Source organism: Leptospira sp. GIMC2001 (assembly GCF_028462125.1).
Lineage (GTDB): Bacteria > Spirochaetota > Leptospiria > Leptospirales > Leptospiraceae.
On the sequence record NZ_CP115468.1, the window covers coordinates 2864216 to 2882403 of the forward strand.

General features: G+C 34.6%; 11 protein-coding genes. 2 read left to right on the plus strand and 9 right to left on the minus strand.

Annotated features, from left to right (window positions below; all coding sequences use genetic code 11):
• Nucleotides 1-58: 58 nt before the first annotated feature.
• From O4O04_RS14690 to O4O04_RS14715, 6 genes are read right to left on the minus strand one after another with little or no spacing between them, the layout of a single operon-like run.
• A complete protein-coding gene (locus O4O04_RS14690; protein WP_272532527.1) occupies nucleotides 59-1015 on the minus strand; it encodes an ABC transporter ATP-binding protein in 957 nt (318 codons plus the stop codon).
• The gene (locus O4O04_RS14695) at nucleotides 1008-2009 is read right to left on the minus strand and encodes an ABC transporter ATP-binding protein (RefSeq protein ID WP_272532529.1); all 1002 of its coding nucleotides are present in this window, start codon (nucleotides 2007-2009) and stop codon (nucleotides 1008-1010) included. Before O4O04_RS14695 ends, O4O04_RS14690 begins: the two co-directional genes overlap by 8 nt.
• Entirely contained in the window at nucleotides 2002-3039 is a 1038-nt protein-coding gene (locus O4O04_RS14700; protein WP_272532530.1) for an ABC transporter permease, read from the minus strand. The genes O4O04_RS14695 and O4O04_RS14700 overlap by 8 nt, the downstream gene beginning before the upstream one ends.
• Before the next feature lie 11 nt (nucleotides 3040-3050).
• The gene (locus O4O04_RS14705) at nucleotides 3051-4061 is read right to left on the minus strand and encodes an ABC transporter permease subunit (protein WP_272532531.1); all 1011 of its coding nucleotides are present in this window, start codon (nucleotides 4059-4061) and stop codon (nucleotides 3051-3053) included.
• Nucleotides 4062-5147 carry a lipocalin-like domain-containing protein gene (locus O4O04_RS14710; RefSeq protein ID WP_272532532.1) on the minus strand — a complete coding sequence of 362 codons (1086 nt, stop codon included), beginning with the start codon at nucleotides 5145-5147 and terminating at the stop codon, nucleotides 4062-4064. It abuts the gene before it with no gap.
• Nucleotides 5148-5159: 12 nt separating this feature from the next.
• Nucleotides 5160-7223 carry a SpoIIE family protein phosphatase gene (locus tag O4O04_RS14715; RefSeq protein ID WP_272532533.1) on the minus strand — a complete coding sequence of 688 codons (2064 nt, stop codon included), beginning with the start codon at nucleotides 7221-7223 and terminating at the stop codon, nucleotides 5160-5162.
• 34 nt (nucleotides 7224-7257) lie between these two features.
• Here O4O04_RS14715 and O4O04_RS14720 point away from each other — a divergent pair, with 34 nt between their 5' ends.
• Entirely contained in the window at nucleotides 7258-7722 is a 465-nt protein-coding gene (locus O4O04_RS14720; protein WP_272532534.1) for a hypothetical protein, read from the plus strand.
• Nucleotides 7685-9517 (plus strand): hypothetical protein, encoded by a 1833-nt coding sequence (locus O4O04_RS14725; protein ID WP_272532535.1) that lies wholly within the window; start codon nucleotides 7685-7687, stop codon nucleotides 9515-9517. The genes O4O04_RS14720 and O4O04_RS14725 overlap by 38 nt, the downstream gene beginning before the upstream one ends.
• Here O4O04_RS14725 and O4O04_RS14730 read toward each other — a convergent pair.
• Genes O4O04_RS14730 through O4O04_RS14740 form a run of 3 tightly spaced genes read right to left on the minus strand, consistent with a single transcriptional unit; the run spans nucleotide 9509 to nucleotide 18166 of the window.
• Nucleotides 9509-11398 (minus strand): ATP-dependent DNA helicase, encoded by a 1890-nt coding sequence (locus O4O04_RS14730; protein WP_272532536.1) that lies wholly within the window; start codon nucleotides 11396-11398, stop codon nucleotides 9509-9511. The genes O4O04_RS14725 and O4O04_RS14730 overlap by 9 nt on opposite strands.
• Nucleotides 11388-14666, minus strand: coding sequence for a UvrD-helicase domain-containing protein (locus O4O04_RS14735; RefSeq protein WP_272532537.1), 3279 nt, complete (start codon nucleotides 14664-14666; stop codon nucleotides 11388-11390). Before O4O04_RS14735 ends, O4O04_RS14730 begins: the two co-directional genes overlap by 11 nt.
• Nucleotides 14663-18166, minus strand: coding sequence for an exodeoxyribonuclease V subunit gamma (locus tag O4O04_RS14740; protein ID WP_272532538.1), 3504 nt, complete (start codon nucleotides 18164-18166; stop codon nucleotides 14663-14665). The genes O4O04_RS14735 and O4O04_RS14740 overlap by 4 nt, the downstream gene beginning before the upstream one ends.
• Between the last annotated feature and the right edge of the window lie 22 nt (nucleotides 18167-18188).

Genomic DNA, 18188 nt, shown 5'->3' on the forward strand with positions numbered 1-18188 from the left:
TCCAGTGAGAATTGTATTTGAAAAAATGAATAATCAAATTGTGACCTGTGATTAATGATTAACCTTCTGAAAAATGACAAGTTGCATAATGTCCATCTTTTCCTTGCACTATTGGAGGTTCTACATTTTTGCAAATTTCTACCGCTTTCGGGCAACGGGTATGGAAATGGCAACCTTTCGGTTTATGGAGTACTGAAGGTATCTCACCTTTTAGAACAATTCTTTCTTTTTGCCGATCTCTTATATCGAAGGCGGATGCAAACAATGCCTTAGTATATGGATGTTTGCAATTATTTATAATCTCTGATTTGGGTCCCCATTCAACTATTTTGCCTAGATACATAACTGCAATATCATCGGAGATATAGCGAATAATTCCTAGGTCGTGGGAAATAAAAAGATAGGACAATTGAAGATCTTTTCTGAGTTCAATCAATAAATTAATAACTTGAGCTTGAGTTGAAATGTCCAAGGCAGAAACTGCTTCATCACATATCAATAGTTCTGGATTCAGAATCAAAGAACGAGCAATAGCAATTCTCTGCCTCTGTCCACCGGAAAATTCATGAGGATATCTCTGCAATATATTAGTCGATAGATTCACTCTTTCTAATATATTCTTACAACGAAGATCAATTTCTGCTTTACTAAGATTCTTTTCGTGAACAGTTAATCCTTCGGAAATAATTTCTTCTATTGTCAGTCTAGGATTGAGCGAAGAGTAAGGGTCTTGAAATACAACCTGGATTTTTTTTCTAAACGGTAACCATTCTCTTTTTGATAGATTCGTAATTGAAGTAGATTGGAATTCGATAGATCCCGACTCAATGGAAACTAAACCAAGAACAGCTTTACCAAGTGTTGATTTGCCGCAGCCACTCTCTCCTACGAGTCCAAGTGTTCTACCCTTCTTCATAACCAGAGATACATCTTCGCAAGCGACAATTCTTTTCTTTCGAAAAGATAGACTTGATCCAGAAGTATAAACTACATTCAAATTAGTTAAACTAAGCATTATCACCGCCATAAAGAAAACAAGCAACTTTGGAGGATTCAATATTGCTTTGTTTTTCAAGATCAAATAATTTTGGTTTAGTTAACTTGCATTTGTCCATCACCTCACCACAACGATCAGAAAAATGACATCCGATTGGATAGTTATCTGGCGACGGAACTATTCCCGGAATTGGTGTCAGTTTATCACTGTCTTTTTTTATAGATGGATAAGCATTCAATAAAGCTTTTGTATAAGGATGTGATGGATGATCAATTACAGTATCTACGGAACCAATTTCTGCGATCTGACCCGCATACATAACCGCAATCCGATCGGCAATTCTTCCGACCATTGCAATATCATGGGAAATAAATAAAGCGGACAGATTGAACTCTTTCTTCATATCAAAAAGTAGTTCAATCAATTGAGCCTGAATCGTTACGTCAATTGCTGATGTAGGTTCATCTGCAATCAATAACTTTGGGTCACATACGAGAGCCATTGCAATACAGATTCGCTGTAACATCCCGCCACTCATTTGATTTGGATAGGAATTCATTCTCTCTTTAATATCCGTTATTCCAACTCGAGATAGTAGATATTCGGCCTTTTCAATTGCCATTTTTTTTGAACCCAAGCCATGAACTAAGTAACCTTCAATGATCTGATCTTTTATCTTATGCAACGGGTTTAATGCGCTAAACGGCTCTTGAAATATATATGCAATCTCAAGACCCCGAACATTTTGTAACTCTTTACCATCTAACTTCAATAAATCACGATTCCCGAATACAACTTCCCCTGATTTATAATCTGCTAATTGTTTGGGCAATAATTTTGTGAGTGATAGCGCTGTTAGAGATTTGCCACAGCCACTCTCACCAACCAATGACAAGAATTCACCCTTGAATAATTGAAAATTCAAATTCTGAAGTACAGGTAATCTGGTTCCATTGGTCTTCAGATCTAATGATAGGTTCTTTACATCTAATAGAACTTCAGATTTACTCATATTCAACCTTATCCTTAGCATCAAAAGCATCACGCAAGCCCTCACCGACAAAGGCAGTTAACATTATTGTTGCAAACAAAGCGAACGATGGAAAGGCGATAAGCCACCAAGCTGTGAGTCTTTCACGACCCTGACCAATCATTTCTCCCCAGGAAGGATTTGGTGCGGGTATTCCATATCCCAAGAAATCCAGAGCAGATAGAATTGAGATCGAAGAGATCAATGTAAATGGTAAAAAAGTTATTAACGGAGTAATTGCATTAGGTAATAAATGACGGAATAAAATCGTTGAAGTTGAGACACCAAGAGCACGGGCAGCGTCGATGAATTGAAGATTTCTTAAACGTAGAAATTCTCCTCTCATATAATAACTAAGTCCAATCCAACTCAATGCACCATAAGTTACAATCAGAACGGCAAACCCTTTTCCAAAAAAAGATCCCATGATGAGTATCAAATACAGAAACGGGATGCTCGACAATACTTCAATAATTCTCTGAACTGTGATATCTAATACTCCACCAAAATATCCTTGCACACCACCTATAATAACTGCGAGAAACATTTCTATAAAAACCAAAAGCAAACTAAATGTTAAGGCAATTCTAAATCCATAGAAAATTCTTGTGAAAGCATCGCGTCCGCGATCATCAGTCCCCAACCAATGTTTCCAATTCGGAGCATTCGGAGGCGATACATTATCTTCTAAACTTTCCAGGTTATCTTCGTTCACTCCGTACGGAATTGGAGGAAAAATCATAAAAGAAGACCCACTAACAAAGTCATCACGCAATTTGAGTTTTTTATAATTGGGAGCTGTCCGATTCACACCTCCAAAATCTGCCTCAGAATAAAATGAAACGATTGGAAAATAAATCGAGCCATCATAGTAAACAATCAATGGTTTGTTATTGGCAATGAGAGGTGCAAAGATCGATATCGCATAGGCGGACATCAATACCACGAGCGAGTAAAAAGCTCTTTTGTTGGATACAAATTTTGATAATCTTTTCTTAGTATTTGGATTCATAATTTTAAGTCTCAATCGAAATTGATTCTAGGATCAATCCACACATAACAAAAGTCAGATAGCATTTTGCCGAGCAATCCAATAAAAGATTGAACCAAAAGCAAGCCCATCATCAAATCTGTATCCCTTTCTTTTACCGCTTCAAAACTAAGTAGCCCCATACCATCAATATTGAAAACCAATTCTATAAAAAGCGATCCAGCAAAAATCAAGCTCAGGTTTCCACCGAATCCAGTAGCGATCGGTATGAGGGAATTTCGAAACGCATGACCAAACACTGCTTGCGAATATCCTACACCCTTTGAAATAGCAGTCCTTACATAGTCCTTAGAAATCTGTTCTAATAAGGAATTTTTCATAAGCAAAGTCAAAACAGCAAAAGATCCGGATACATAACATATCACAGGAAGAAACATATGTGCAGCTCTGTCTTTTATCTTACCCCAGAACCCTAAGTCTTCATAGAAATCGGAGACTTCATGCCCTAATGGGAAAAAAGAAAAAACTTCTCCAGAAGCAAACAAATAAAGTAGTAACATAGCCAATGCGAAAACTGGAATAGAATATGCAAAAAATATCAAAACACTTGAGCCAAGATCAAAACTTTCTCCATGCATCATAGCTTTTCTGATGCCAAGAGGAATACAGACTAAATAGGATAAGAAAAATCCAGACAATCCAAATATCAATGATACGGGCATTTTTTCGAAAATCAATTCTGATACTTCTTTTGAATGTAGTCTAGACTCACCTAAATTGAATACAGCGATGTCTTGTAGCCAATAGAAATAAGCAACATAGAAAGGTTTATCTAGATGCAACCGCTTGCGAATCAAGTCAACTTCTTCCTGGGAAATATGTTTCGTACTTGCACCAGAGAGATTCGCAGCACCTTTAATTTTTGCTATTTCTAAATCTAAAGGTCCACCTGGTGCAAAATTAGATAGTAGATATACAAGGAAAGTGATTCCTAATAGTGTTGGAAAAATTAATAAAAATCTTTTTATAAAATAGCGACCCATTTATTTCTTTCCGTATCCCTTTAGCTCAAGATATCCTTGCCCATTTACAATTCGACCATTTCTAGTTCCGGTCGCAGTAACAGCTCCTTCCCAATAAGCAAGTCCCGTTGTTTTCCTTCCATCAAATTCTTGATTCTTGAAATATGGCTTAATTATTATATCCAACTTTTCTGTAATACTAGTCAACCTCCATTCCATAGGATAGACATTTCCAGTAACAGGACTTTTCCAAATTAGTTCCATGTTAGGTACCAATTGTAAATCTTGAATTCCATTTCTATCTAGATTTGGTTCAAAAGTCTTTGTAGTTTGATTCCATTTTGTTGAACCAAATGTCTCAGCTTCAGCATTTTGATTTGCTTTGAAACGAAAAGCCATCCAATCAGAACCATCATCTAAACTTAGCCCAACCCAATCCCAGGAATTATTAGATTCGTTGAAATCGCCTTGAGACCATTCGTGATCCATCCAAGTATAACCTGACAAAACCTCTTGCTTACTTCCATTCAGTGTGACAGTTCCCGAAGTTTTGAGGCGAGTCATACTGTAGTATTTCGAAAAAAACTTGGGACTTAGATTGGATTTTTTGGAGATTCCATTGACTCCATGAATGAACAGATTGTCCTTCTCCCCGCTTAAATTGAGATCAATACCGATCTCTTGGTTGAATCTGGGATTAGCAAATATGCGAAATTTTGAATCTCCTAATATTTCCATTCTAAAATCATGTACTTTTAAAACTTTGTCAGAATATTCGGATAGTCCTCCGATTTTTCTTCCCATTACTTGTGATGTGTAATGCTTCCCATTGTTAATGTCAGAAATTGCAAAATGAACGGGGAAAATTTCCTTAACTAGTGATGGACTGCCAGAATTTAATTTATCATTAGAATTGAGCTGGTATCGAAAAAAACTCAACTCTACACCAACTTTTTGATCGTTCGGTAATTGCAAGATACTAACAAAATAACACCATTCAATTTTATAATCTGAATGAAGACTATGATCTTGAGGCAGATTTATCTGAGAAAAAAGATCAGAAAATAGAAATACTGAGGATAAAACAATTAGAATTATATATTTCATTATACTTGTAATTTAGATTTCTTCTGGATGAAGATTGTTCAACTCATTCAACCTAGTAAAATCAGGGAATAATTTTCTAATTTTTAGTTTGATTGAATTAAATTTCTCTCGATCGCCTAATTTATGATAAACTCTCGCAAGGTTATAATGAACATAAGGATGGGAATCACTCATATAAAGGGATTTCCTCAATTCCGATTCCGCCTTCTCATATTCCTTTATCATAAAAAAACAAAAACCTAATATATTATGAGATTCAAAATTATGAAGCCGAAATCTATTGTAGATCTTGAGAAAATCAATTGCTTCATGATATTTTCCTTCTTTAGCCAATGTCTTAGCAAGAAATAAAATATTGTTAGACTCTCGAGGCAAAATTTTATAGGCATTCTTTAATGAATTGGAAGCCTGATTGTATTGCTTTCGATCGTAATGTTCTTGAGCAATTTTGGAAAGTCTTTCAAATTCTGGAATTTCTGTACTCAGCCCAATTCCGAATATTGTAATATCATCCTTTTGATCCGTTCCCATAATAAAATCTTTATGCTTGGCAGTGATGAATTCAACCGCAGCTTCAATATCCATATCACGAGTTTGTGAAACCAATTCTAATAATTTGTCATCTCCGAATGGTTCTCCGTCATCATTTTCTGCTTCTGTTAAACCATCAGTGTATAGGAAAATTTTGTCCCCTGGTTCTAGAAAAACATGTTGATCTTCATAGAAATCACTAGCCTCAGGAAACATTCCAAGAAAGGTTCCCTCACCTTCTAAATAGGAAGTCTCACCTGTTCTGTAACGAAGAAGAACAGGCCTTGGATGTCCAGCGACAGAATAAGTGACTTTATAGTCCTTGTCAATGATTGCATAGATACATGTTGTATAACCTTGCTGCTTCAATAGATCCAGAAGATCTCGATTTACGTTTTTGAAAATCGTACTCGGAAGTGGGTAACGATATGTTGTAAAAAGCATTTTGGATAGAGCAGTTATAAAAGCAGCTGGAACACCATGTCCTGAAACATCACAAATCGCAACACCTAACCTATTCTCGTCGAAAGGAAAGTAATCGTAATAGTCGCCGCTTACTTCTTGCATAGGATTGAAATGATTCCAAAATTGCACACCTTTCCAGTCTGGAATTGTCTGAGGGATGATCCCCATTTGAATATTCTTTGCAAGTTTTAAATCTTTTGCAATTGACTTTTGTTTTATTTCAAGCTCAGTTTTAAAGCTTTTCAAAACTTCGACGGCAGCCTCTAAATCTCGGTTTTCTAAGGCGAGCTCTCTTGACTTAGATATAACACTCGATAGGTTGATTACAGAAAGTTCCTCTTCCGAATTACCAATATCACGTGAAATTACAAATGTTTTCTGAGCTTTACGATTGTCTTCAGGATTGATCTGAGTTCTTGCGATTTTGGTTTTATTCGCGTCCCATTCCATTTGATAAATATTAGAATTTGCACCAAATTTAATATTGTCTCCCAGATCTTTATGGTGAGTATGAATGCCGAGCAATTTTGTTTCTCTCAGTATAGTTTTAGATCCACTCAATTGATAGAGTAGACTTAGACCATCTAACATTCCTTTAAAGAAGATAACATCATACCATTTTTCCTTAAATGGTTCCCTATATGTAAATAGAAAAGTTGCTGATGTATCTTCCAGATTCAAAATATCCAAAGAAACCGTTCTGGTAATTTTTGTAATCAAAACTGGAACACGAGAAATCAGTTCTACAATCCCAATGCTTGAGTCATCGGTCGGCAATAAATCGTATGCCTGGGAAAGAAAACTTTCTTTTCCGATTTGGTATAGAGCAGATGAAATATCTTCAGCTGCAGATAGATAATTAATAATCCTTTCTTCTAGATCTTGAGGAATCCATAGATTGGAATCCTTCATCATTCGAAGAAAAGTATTATCATCCATGATTTCTTCAAATGGATTCTTCTCTTGAATCTTTCTTTCATTGATATAAAAAAGCATAAGTCCCGATGCTCTCCTGCAAGAGGTCTCGGGACGATTCATCCATGATAAGCTATGTTGAGGATTGGATTTCTCTATTGACATTGTGTATCAGACTGAATCCATTGGATTCAGTAATATGTTGTACATCAGGCTTATTCTTTTATTTATTTTATCATCAGTTTTGGTATTCGCATTTGACTCGCCGAAAAAATTTGAAAACAAATACCTGATTGAAGCAAGTCCAGCGGCTATCCACAAAGCGATTAGTGGAAATTTTTTTCCAAGAATGGCATCGGGAAAAGTTGGCAATTCAGCGGAAGTCGTATGGGAAGGTGAAGCATCTATCATTGAAGTAACTAACTGGGAAATCCCTTTCAAGTTCGGTTATGAAAGAAAAAATTCAAGCAGATTTTCCAAATATGCCGGATTTTATGAAATAAAAGACATGGGTGATGGCAAATCTATGCTAGAAGTGCAGATTCATTGGGAACCGGTAGCAGGCATTCAATCAAAAATCTGGAATCGACTTTTTTACCTCCCTGAAACCAAGAAATCCATAGAGAATGACATTGAGATTATCAGAAAAGCTGTGGCAAAATAGAATTCGGCTCTCTTTTCTTGGTTTAGTTGGCATATTCATAATTTCTTATCAATACATCGATTGGATTTTTTTTTCCAATTCATGTCCAAACATCCGACAAATTGGATGGGATCCTGCCTCTCGTTTTCTCGCGTCTCTAGACATCGCCTTTGGAATACGAAGCGGATATTTATGGGTTCCTTTTGCACATATTTTTGATTCTCCGACTTGGCCAGCTATTCGTAGTTTGTTGGAATCTCTTCTAATCTTGGGCTATGGAGCAGATCCGATAATCTCAATATTTCTTACGAAAGTAACGGAAACTGTTCTGATTTTTTCCATCGCGATTGTATTCTTTGTCAAATTTTCCAATTGGATTGATTCAATTTTTTATTTCTTAGTCTTTGTCTTATTGTATTATTCAATTCCTTCTATATTGCTATTCTCTTATTCAGGAATGTTGGAAATCCAAGGTGCTCTCTTTATGATTGCAACCCTTGTTTCAATGCAATTGTACGAAACCAGAAAAAATAAAATACTTTTTCCAATTTCAGTCTTCTTACTCTTACAAACAAAATATCCTTACGTCCTCATGTTTCTTATGGCTTTTACGATTTATCTTCCATTCATTTATCTAAAGGAAATTCAAAATTCATTTGAAATATTTTCTAAGAATTTCAAAATCCATATCCAACGCAATGTCCGCTTACTATTTCTACCGATACCACTTGTATTATTTTTACTAGGTAAGTTCGATCTTTTGAATTGGAGTCCCAAACTAAGTTCTTATCTAGTCTACTTAGTTTTTTTACTTGTGCTTTTGGATGTGTTCGTATTTATTTTCAGAAATCAAGTAGAGCTCAAACTTAGATCTTCTAATTTATTCTATTTTCTAAAATGGATCTACCTTCCGTCAATTGCTTGGCTTATCATTCATCCAGACCGATTTGTAGCGACTACCAATACTGTGCTTTTAGAACAAGGTGATTCAAACATTTTCTTTTATTTACAGACGATGACTAATGAATTGTTCTTTCTGTATCCATTGCTTGTATTGTTAGCAATAAGCATCTCCTACAATCTATGGAAATACAAAAATAAGTATTTCACAGCTTTAAGTTTTACAACCATTGCATTTTTTTGGATCATCTTAATTCTCTTGAGCTTCTCGAGCTCGAATAGACAAGAGCGCCATATTCTCCATCTCTATCCAATGTTGATTATGGGCTTTGCTTTGAACTTAGAACTTGCTCTAAGATCTTTGCCTTTAGCAAAATTAAAATATTCTATAATAGGACTTTGTGTAATTTACCTTTTCTTCTTTATAGGCAAAAACTCATATTTTAAATACAATAATTTGATTATGCCTGATGGTAATTTAATTACTAACCGTTTTATGCCTAGAGTCCACTGTTATGCAGGCAATAAAACAGATGTCCGCGCAGTTCCCAATTGGGTAAAATCGGAAGCAGAAAATTTACTACAAGATTCTACAATTGTCTTCAATCAACTACCTGGCTACCATATTAACAAACCTGATAGTGATCTGGAACTTTCTATACAAATTTACAATTTCAAAAAAAGTAATTCTAATACTAATTATATTCTAAATCCTAAAACTAGACATCTGCAAAATATAGATAAATATACGAATATTCTTATCCTCGGAAACGAATGTTCGAAAAATCATATTTCAGAATTTACGAAAAAACAAGATGAAGAAATCAAATTGATTCCAATTGCACAGAAAAAATTGGAAGCTGACGGTATCAATCCAAGTGCTTGCTTGGATCTTTATAGAATGCAATTACTTTAATTCAAATCCAGTAAGCCTCTGCAAAGAATTGCTTACACCCTCATTCCATGTATTATAATCTCCGGCTATGATCACTTGATTCTTAGCTCTTGTTATAGCAGTATACAATATCTGGCGATTGACCAATTGGTGGTTCGTATCATCTTTTTGAGTTTTTCTAATATCTGGTAGATACAATAAAACACTATCATATTCCGAACCTTGGCTTTTGTGAACTGTAAGAATAAACGCAGGTTCATGTGCAGGCAAAGTATCTAGAGCGAAATCAACCATTCGATTATCTATGGAAAAGATTGCTCTCAATTCTCCTGTATCAGCTAAACGTAATAAATATCCTGTATCCCCGTTGAATAGTTTCCGATTCGGATCGTTCTTCGTAATTAAAATTGGCATACCTGAGAAATATATTTTACCTGCAATTTTTTTGACAGACTCTACTGAAATCATGTTCTTATCTTGATTCTGTGGCTTTTTGATTCGGAGGTCAGCGATAGCCATCTCAATCAGAGTTTCCTGCAAAGATTCGACTCCCCAATATCCTTTTCTAAATATTGTTAGACAACGGAATTTGTTCATTTCTGAATGAAATTTTACTATAAATGATTCTTCGTTCAGATTTTGTTTTGTAAGGTTTTCCCATTGGGAGATTCTTTCAATCTGCGGATAAAAATATTTTTTCCAAATTTCTTTTAATATATATTGGCGTGTTGATAGAATTTCCATTTGCTTAGGAAGTGTAAAATAAACCAATTCAGTATTGTATTGGATTTCTTCTCCGATTTTATCGGTTGCCGGAAACTGCGAATCGATTCGGGCAAGAGAGCTAGAGAATAATGTCTGTTCATGCTCGTCATCCAGCTTTAGAATATCTTCAGCCATTGTAACTATAGCGGATTTTCCATTACGCAATTTGGAGGGAGATTGTCGATTACTCTCCGTTAGCTTAGAAATAAATTTCTTCTTTTTCTCAAGACCTTTCAAGAAATCACTCAATACAGCACCTTTATCCACAGAAGGTAGTTGATTGGGATCTCCAATTAATATCAAACGAAAGCCAAACTTTCCTCCATCGTAGATTTGATCTATAGGTGGAAGTGCCTCAAATAATGCGCGCATCATATCCAAATCTACCATAGAAACTTCGTCTAAAATAATTAATTTCTGAGGAAGATATCTGTTCTCATTATAGAAAAATTTGGATTTGTATTTTTGAAATTGTAAAAGACTATGCAATGTGCGTCCTCGAAGAAATTGAATCTCTTCTTGAAGATTGGAAAGTCCTTTCATCCTGAGTAGATTCTCTTGAATCGACTCTGTCAGTCGCTGAGCTGCTCGTCCAGTCGGTGCAACCAGAGCTATATCTTCTAATCTGGGAAGCATTCCTAAATCCTTTAGAACCGCCAGAAGAAATGCAACAACTGTAGTTTTTCCAGTTCCTGGTCCACCACTGATTATCTGAAATGGAGACATGATAGAATTGATCAATGCGTCCTTTTGGCCTAACCTTAAACTCAATGTCTCCTTTTCTTTCTTTGCTATTATTGATTTCGCGCGACTCACTAGGTCGGAGTCATTCATTTCGTGATTTATTTTCTCTGCAGACCGAATAATATCGATTAATCGATTCTCAAGCTTTGTTTTCAATTCAAATGTTTTAGAAAAATATACAACTTTCTTCTGACCAAACTTATGAATTTTAATTCCTATTGGTTCATAATCTATAATTGATTTCCATTCAGGTTTCCACTCTACACATAAATTGCCTTTATTTTGTGCTGATATTAATGACTGTATAAGATCCTCAAAACCTGGAATATCCTTTCCTTCACTAAGATCGTTTTGAATTTTACGATTGTAAATGATTTCCGGATCAAGATTCATAATCTACTCCATTTTCTCTAGAAATCAATTGAGACATTTCATTTCGAATTTTCATTATTCGTTCTTCATTCCAGTCGAAATCGAAATAGATTCCCTCACTTGAACCTGACTGCATTCCTCGTAAAAACAAATAATAAACTCCACCGAATTTTTTTAGAGCTTCTTCTAAACCAAAAATACTCTTTAAATATTCAACCAAGGCAAATGCATAAATATCGCGTTGTAGGTTGTATTGAGTCTTTGGATCGTTTATTACGGCTTCGAGTGCTTCTATAGAATAATTTTTTAATAAATTGGATTTATAGTCAGCTATATAATACAAACCTTCCAATTCGAAAACCAAATCAATCGATCCTTTCAAAAAATCACCTAATATATTTGTAATATTTCTATCGTTGGTAAACTTATGATCCGTCTCAATCAAACTATCCTTTAAGAATAAATGAAAATCCAATTCACGAAGTATTTTATCGTTTTCTAATTCTGCTAGTCTGATTGATTGCAAATTGCCATCTAAAGAATTCGGAGTACCATTGGTGCGAATGGGAATCGCAGCAGTAACAGTATGATTCAATAATTCAAAGCAATATTTTTTGCAGGATTCATACAAATTTTCGTAAGAATCTTGCTTACTGAATTGATCTCCAATATTAAAATATTGGAAGTATTTCTCATAATTCCTATTTAATTTTTCTTCATTCGAAAGAACTTTCAAGTTCTCGGGCAAAAAGTCAGAAAAATTCATATGTTCTAATAAGGCATGTAGAAAAGATCCGCTATCAGCAGAAGAAGGCAGAATATTTCCGTCAGTTAAACTGGATTCTAAAGAGGAGTCTGCTTCTTCGGAAGTGATTGTTTCTTTCTCATCGCGTTGAATAAAACTCGACTCAAGAGTAACACTATTTTCTTTATCCTCAGCTATATTAAGAATATCATTGTATTTCAAAGAGCTATAACTATATATTGGAATATTTTTTTTAATTTTTCTTCGATTAAAAATCATGGGCTCGACCGTAGAGTCATTATCAAAACCATCCAATTTCTTAGATTGAGAAGTCCATTGCTCTGGATTCCAATGATGATGAGTAAAAAATTGTTTATTGGCACCGCTATCAATAATATGCTTTAGTCTTGGATATAGTATTTGGTAATACGGTGAGTTCTTGGATCGTGATTGCGGCATAAAGAATGGAAGATACAATCGAACCATCGGTCGGGTAATTCCGACATAAAGCAATCTCTTTGCTTCATTATAATCCATCTGCTTTACCAATTCTATGTTCTCATCCCATAAACCGATCTTCCAATCATTGGTTCGGACACCTTGCGAATCTATTGACGGATAATCATAGTTATGTATACTATTTCTAAAAGTCGATAGATTATATAAAAATACGACTGGCCATTCCAATCCTTTGGATGCATGCAGTGTAAGAATGAGCACTGCATCTCTTTCAGTTTCTTTTTCAAATAGTGGCGCTTCTTCGATATCAGATCTATAATTTCTCAAAGAAACCAATTCTTCCAAAAGCTCGGACAATCCTGAACGATGAGAAATTTGATATTGTAGTAACTGGCGAAAAATTTGTCGATAGTTGGTTCTTTTTCGTTCCCATGATAGATCTTTTTGTTTACTTGATAATAGAATCTTTGAATTTTCTTCAATCGAACGAAAAAGTTCAGGAAATTTTCTATTTGATGCAAGAAATTTCCATTTATCCAACGTTTGCTTTTCGTATGAATCGATCGAATGCTCATCAAAAGATTCTAGAGCATCGGGAGATACTCCAAACAAATCACTTATCAATAACTTTCTATAGGAAGCTGGATCATTCGAATTAAGTAAACAGCGAAAGATATTCTCAATTTGTTCTGCTTCTTTGGATTGATAAATTCCTTCTTGTTTGTAGAAGGAGCAAGGTATTCCCGAATTTTTCAAGAATCCTTCCAAATATTCTCCATCTCTACGTGACCTAACAATTATTGCGATATCTTTATAGCTTAATTTTTGATCTTGATTTTTGATTTTATCAAAGTAGTAAATGGAATTCTGATTATCTGTGATTTTTAAAATTTCTTGTTGAATGTATTTTTGCCAAGCATCCCCGATCTCACCAACTTTCCATTCTCTCTTCCCTTCCATTTCTACTAGAAAAATTGGCCCTTCTATTGATTTATCTGATAACTTCAATTTTCCTGATTCTGTAGGATAAGAAACTTCAAGGTAATTGATTGGATCATTTTCTAGACCAGCCTCGTGGATCGGGAAAAAACTTGTTTCACCAGCTTGATCAGTAAAAATCAAATTGTATCCTTCGATCATCTCTGGAACCGAACGATAGTTATTTGTGAGATTTATTTCTACCGCACCGAGTTCTTTCATTTTGGATCTTGCTCTAAGATAAGTAGCGATATCTGCTCCTCGAAAACCATAGATTGATTGCTTTGGATCACCAATCAAATAAAGGGCTCGCCTTTTTTCCGTTAAATTGTCTCCAAGAAACAAATTATCAAAAATTTCAAATTGATTGCTATCAGTATCTTGGAACTCATCGATGATCCCGACCCGAAATCTTTCTTGTAAACTTTTCAGTAAAATTGAATTGCTTAGAGAGCTTTTAACTTTCTGAATCATGAAGTCATAAGACATCCAGCTACCCGAATTCAATTCGTCATAGACACGTTCCGCAATTATGAGCGCTGTATTTTGCAGAAAAGCCTGCCCGCCAATAGTCCAATCTCTCAATTTATAAGAATATTTTTTTCCACTCAATAACTTCGATGCAGTTGATAGAATTGCATCTCGGCCTTTATCTTTCTTCCAATATTCCGATTCTTGCAGCATCCGATCCAGATCCTGGGAACCAATCCATTCACTCCATTGGTTCACTTCGATTTTATATAAATACTGAGAACATAATTCTTTAATATCAATTAGGTTCCAGTCTTCGGAAGTTTCAGTTTCAACAGGATATTCTCTTAGAATAGAATTGCAGAATCCATGTATTGTAGCAATTGTTACTTGATCCAAATCACGCAGGATATCTGGTTGATTCATACTTAGAATCTTTTCTCTCAATCTTTTTTTGAGTTCTCCAGCGGCCTTTTCCGTATAAGTCAAAATCATGATCTCGGAAAGGGCTATCGGATTTTCCGAGTTTGTAATTAAGTCACCGACAATTTCCATGATCGTATAAGTCTTACCAGTTCCAGCTGAGGCTTCGATAAAACTATTTGCTAATTGGAATTTTTCGCGAGTCATAGTCATTCTTTTATCATCCAGTCAAGAAAAGGTTTGTAAAAGGAATTGGCAAATTCTATTTTAGAATTTAGAATTAGATCATGAATATTCGGATATAATCGAATTACATTTGATAGATCTCTTTCCAGTTCGAAAATATTTTCACTTAGAAACAAACGCCATTTATCTTCATCCAAATACCGTTCAATCTGTTCAGGTTTTGAAGATTCTGGATTCTTCTTATCTTCTTTTGCTTGGATATAATTCACATAATAAGATAGAAATGCCTTCCTTGGGAAAAATTCTAAAGAATCATTTATATATAAATTCAACAATGATACTAGATATCTTTTATGCTCTCCTTCTGATTCAAATCTTACTTTCAAATAATTATCCGATTTTTGTTTCTTTTCTCGAGTAAATCTTGATTTAAAACTAAATATTGTTAATTTCCGACCTATGGCTTCGAGTCCTAAGCTTGAAATAAAAGGAAAACTCATAACTTTCCAATAATCTTTAAAGCTACCTCCGAAATCAGTTGAAGTAAAACTTAGTCTACTCTCTAATCCTTTTGGTAAAATCCAGGTGAGATCACCATTTGGTTTTTCTATCACATGTTCCCATTCGGCCTCTAGAGTAAGGTTAAGTTTTTCTCTTGATTTCTGAACCTCAAGTTCCAAATTTTTTAACTTCAACACATCAGAATTTCTATGACCTAAGTCACCTAATGTGAGATAACGATAATATCGACCACCGACCAATTCATTCTTCCATTCAGAAAAAAGCTCTGAAGCTGACATTGTATATTCTAGTAAAATCTTTCTTTGCAATTGTCCGAAGGAAAATTGAGGAAATCGGGCTTGCGAAACCAGTCTACTCAAGATTGAATCAAGCGCTGAGACAATATTTTCTTCATTCCATTTCCAAGGCTCTGTGCTTACTAAATCTGGGATCATCAAACTATAAATTTCTTTTAGAATTTCCGATTCCTTAACTGCATCAAGATGGAAAATATCAGAATCATCTTCTTCATCCAGTTCATTCTCATGATACATTCCCAATCGCTTTCTTAGATAAAATTCCATTGGATCAGATAGAAAATCACTGACTGACTTTAGAGATATTCTTTTGGTGATATCAATTGGTTTTTTTAAATTTAAATTCTCAGGTTTTTGAAATATCTTTTCTAATTTATAATCATGAATTTTGCTTGATGCTGCGACTCGGGAAAAATCATAACTAACCAAACCATTATTATATGAATTCGAATCATTTTGATACAATTTGCTATAAGACGTCAATGGCATTGAGGTAGCTTTATTCACTCCAAAGGCTTGCATGATTTCATACAAAGGTGAGCAAGGTTCAAATTTTTTATCTTCCAGTAGATTCTCTCCAACATAAGAAAGAGTAATAGAATCTGTCGGTGAATGCAAACTCTCCCATAGCAGTGATTCCTGAATTTCCCTTCTAGACATATCCCAATCTTGAATAACATCACGTCGCAAATTCAACTGAGAATGATCTGCAGATCCTGGAAATTTACCTTCGCCAAGACCTAATATATAAACATGTCGAAAAGGAATTGGCCTCATTGGCTGTAAAAGCGAAACACTTACTCCAGCAGTTAAATAATTTCCTTTTTTATACGGAATTTTTTCAAAAGCTTGATCAGTAACAAAACGAAATAGATCAAGGCTTTCCTCTGAATTTTCAATGCGAATATCTTTCCAATCCTGCAGAGAAGTAAACCATTCTTGGAATAGAACTCTTTCTTGCTTATAATCATCTGACCAATTTAATAATTCTTCAATACTGTGTTTTATAATATCAAGGAATTCAGAGGTCCAAGAGATTTGATCATCGATTTGTTTATTTCGAAACAAAGATCGAACATAAATTAGCTTTTCCCAGAAAATTGTGAGATCTTTTATGACTTTCTCATCGGAGTCTTCCATTTCCACGAATTTAAAATGCTCCCAAATTTCTTCAGTTGTGACAACCTTAGAAAGCCTCGCCCTTTTCAAACCATTGGATATCTGGAATGGATCATTAGAATTGGTATCGTTTTCATATACAACTGACATTCTTTCTATCAGTTCATCGTATTCTCTGAGATCTCCTGCATCTGTAATAAATTTTCGGTAAACTAAAGGATTATGAAGAATATGCAAAACAATCTTTTTGGGAATCAAATCCTTGGAACAAAATTCATACAAATCCATCAAAAATCTATATAACACAGATGAGTCGCTCGCTTTTATATCCGTCAGAGAATAAGGTATTTTATGCCTTTTCAAAATCGATTCATGATCATTGAGTAAACTCCTACTTTCTAATTCCTTTCCTGGGTGATATTGAATCAAAATTCCACCATCAAATACCCACTCAATTGCAGGTCGATAGGAACTCATTTCCGTCACCAATATTGCAAAATCAGTGTATTGTAAATTTTCATCTATATTCATTTTATGTATTATATCATTTGCGACCGCTTCCACTTCACGAAAAACTGAAGGTGAGTTCCAAAATCTCACAGAATGATCGGTAAGACTTGAATGTAGTTTTTCTTGACTTATTTTTTTGTCATTTAACAACATTCTAAGATTCATAAGCGCATTAGGATATGAGTATTTTGGCTCAATAATTTTTATATCTGACAATTTCTCCAATCGAGATGCCATATAAATTTGTGGTTTAGCCCATCTTGCAAAATTATTCTCTAGTTGTGATTGAATTCGTGTATTGCCAGTATGAAATTGATAGAAATGAATATTTGCCGAGTCAACTGATGACATTCTTTCCAATACATGCATATACGTATCTGCTAAATTAGATAGAGAGAATATATATAAATGCGTATTAGCTGAAGAACTTGCATAATTTTTATCTTGAGCTGCCTGAACATAAAACTGGGACAAAGATTCAGTCTTATACAACGGATCTTGTTTTTCGGAATCACCAGTCAAAAATAATTCTTGATATATCAATTTTTGAATTCTAAAATAGTCATTGTCTTCTGGAAATGGACTTTCTTTTCTACAAATTAGCGGGTAGTCAATATTTTTCTCTTTTGCCCAAGAACTTATCCAATCGAATCGATTTAATTCATAATCTTTAAATAATAATGCCAATCTCGAACTCAGCGCAAAACAACGAGAAATAGAATTGAGAAAGGAATTCAAAAAAGCAAATTCAGGTTTATTTTTATTTTCCAATAAATAATTAAAAACCTTCCTTTGGATCGCATCTATTCCAGGAAAAAATCGATTCTCCGAATCATAGTTAACTCCATTTCTTTTATAGAAATAAGATTCCAAAGATTTTTCTATAAAAGTAAAATCAATATTTGTCGCAATTCCTTGAATCCTGGATAGATTCATAATCATCCACATCCTCATATTCGAATTGGGAATAACCACCTGAGGTGGAGATAAGGGTGATTTTTGTCTAAAAGTATTGAGATCTCCGGACAAAACGTCCAGAAGATCGATCAATGATAAGCTTGCGGTTTCAAAAATTGGCACTTTTCTTCCTTAATTTCTCGTA

Coding starts and splice junctions, on each gene's coding strand:
- O4O04_RS14720 (WP_272532534.1), top strand. CDS start 7,258: ATGTTGTACATCAGGCTTATTCTTTTATTTATTTTATCATCAGTTTTG.
- O4O04_RS14690 (WP_272532527.1), bottom strand. CDS start 1,015: ATGCTTAGTTTAACTAATTTGAATGTAGTTTATACTTCTGGATCAAGT.
- O4O04_RS14710 (WP_272532532.1), bottom strand. CDS start 5,147: ATGAAATATATAATTCTAATTGTTTTATCCTCAGTATTTCTATTTTCT.
- O4O04_RS14695 (WP_272532529.1), bottom strand. CDS start 2,009: ATGAGTAAATCTGAAGTTCTATTAGATGTAAAGAACCTATCATTAGAT.
- O4O04_RS14730 (WP_272532536.1), bottom strand. CDS start 11,398: ATGAATCTTGATCCGGAAATCATTTACAATCGTAAAATTCAAAACGAT.
- O4O04_RS14725 (WP_272532535.1), top strand. CDS start 7,685: ATGACATTGAGATTATCAGAAAAGCTGTGGCAAAATAGAATTCGGCTC.
- O4O04_RS14700 (WP_272532530.1), bottom strand. CDS start 3,039: ATGAATCCAAATACTAAGAAAAGATTATCAAAATTTGTATCCAACAAA.
- O4O04_RS14705 (WP_272532531.1), bottom strand. CDS start 4,061: ATGGGTCGCTATTTTATAAAAAGATTTTTATTAATTTTTCCAACACTA.
- O4O04_RS14715 (WP_272532533.1), bottom strand. CDS start 7,223: ATGTCAATAGAGAAATCCAATCCTCAACATAGCTTATCATGGATGAAT.
- O4O04_RS14735 (WP_272532537.1), bottom strand. CDS start 14,666: ATGACTATGACTCGCGAAAAATTCCAATTAGCAAATAGTTTTATCGAA.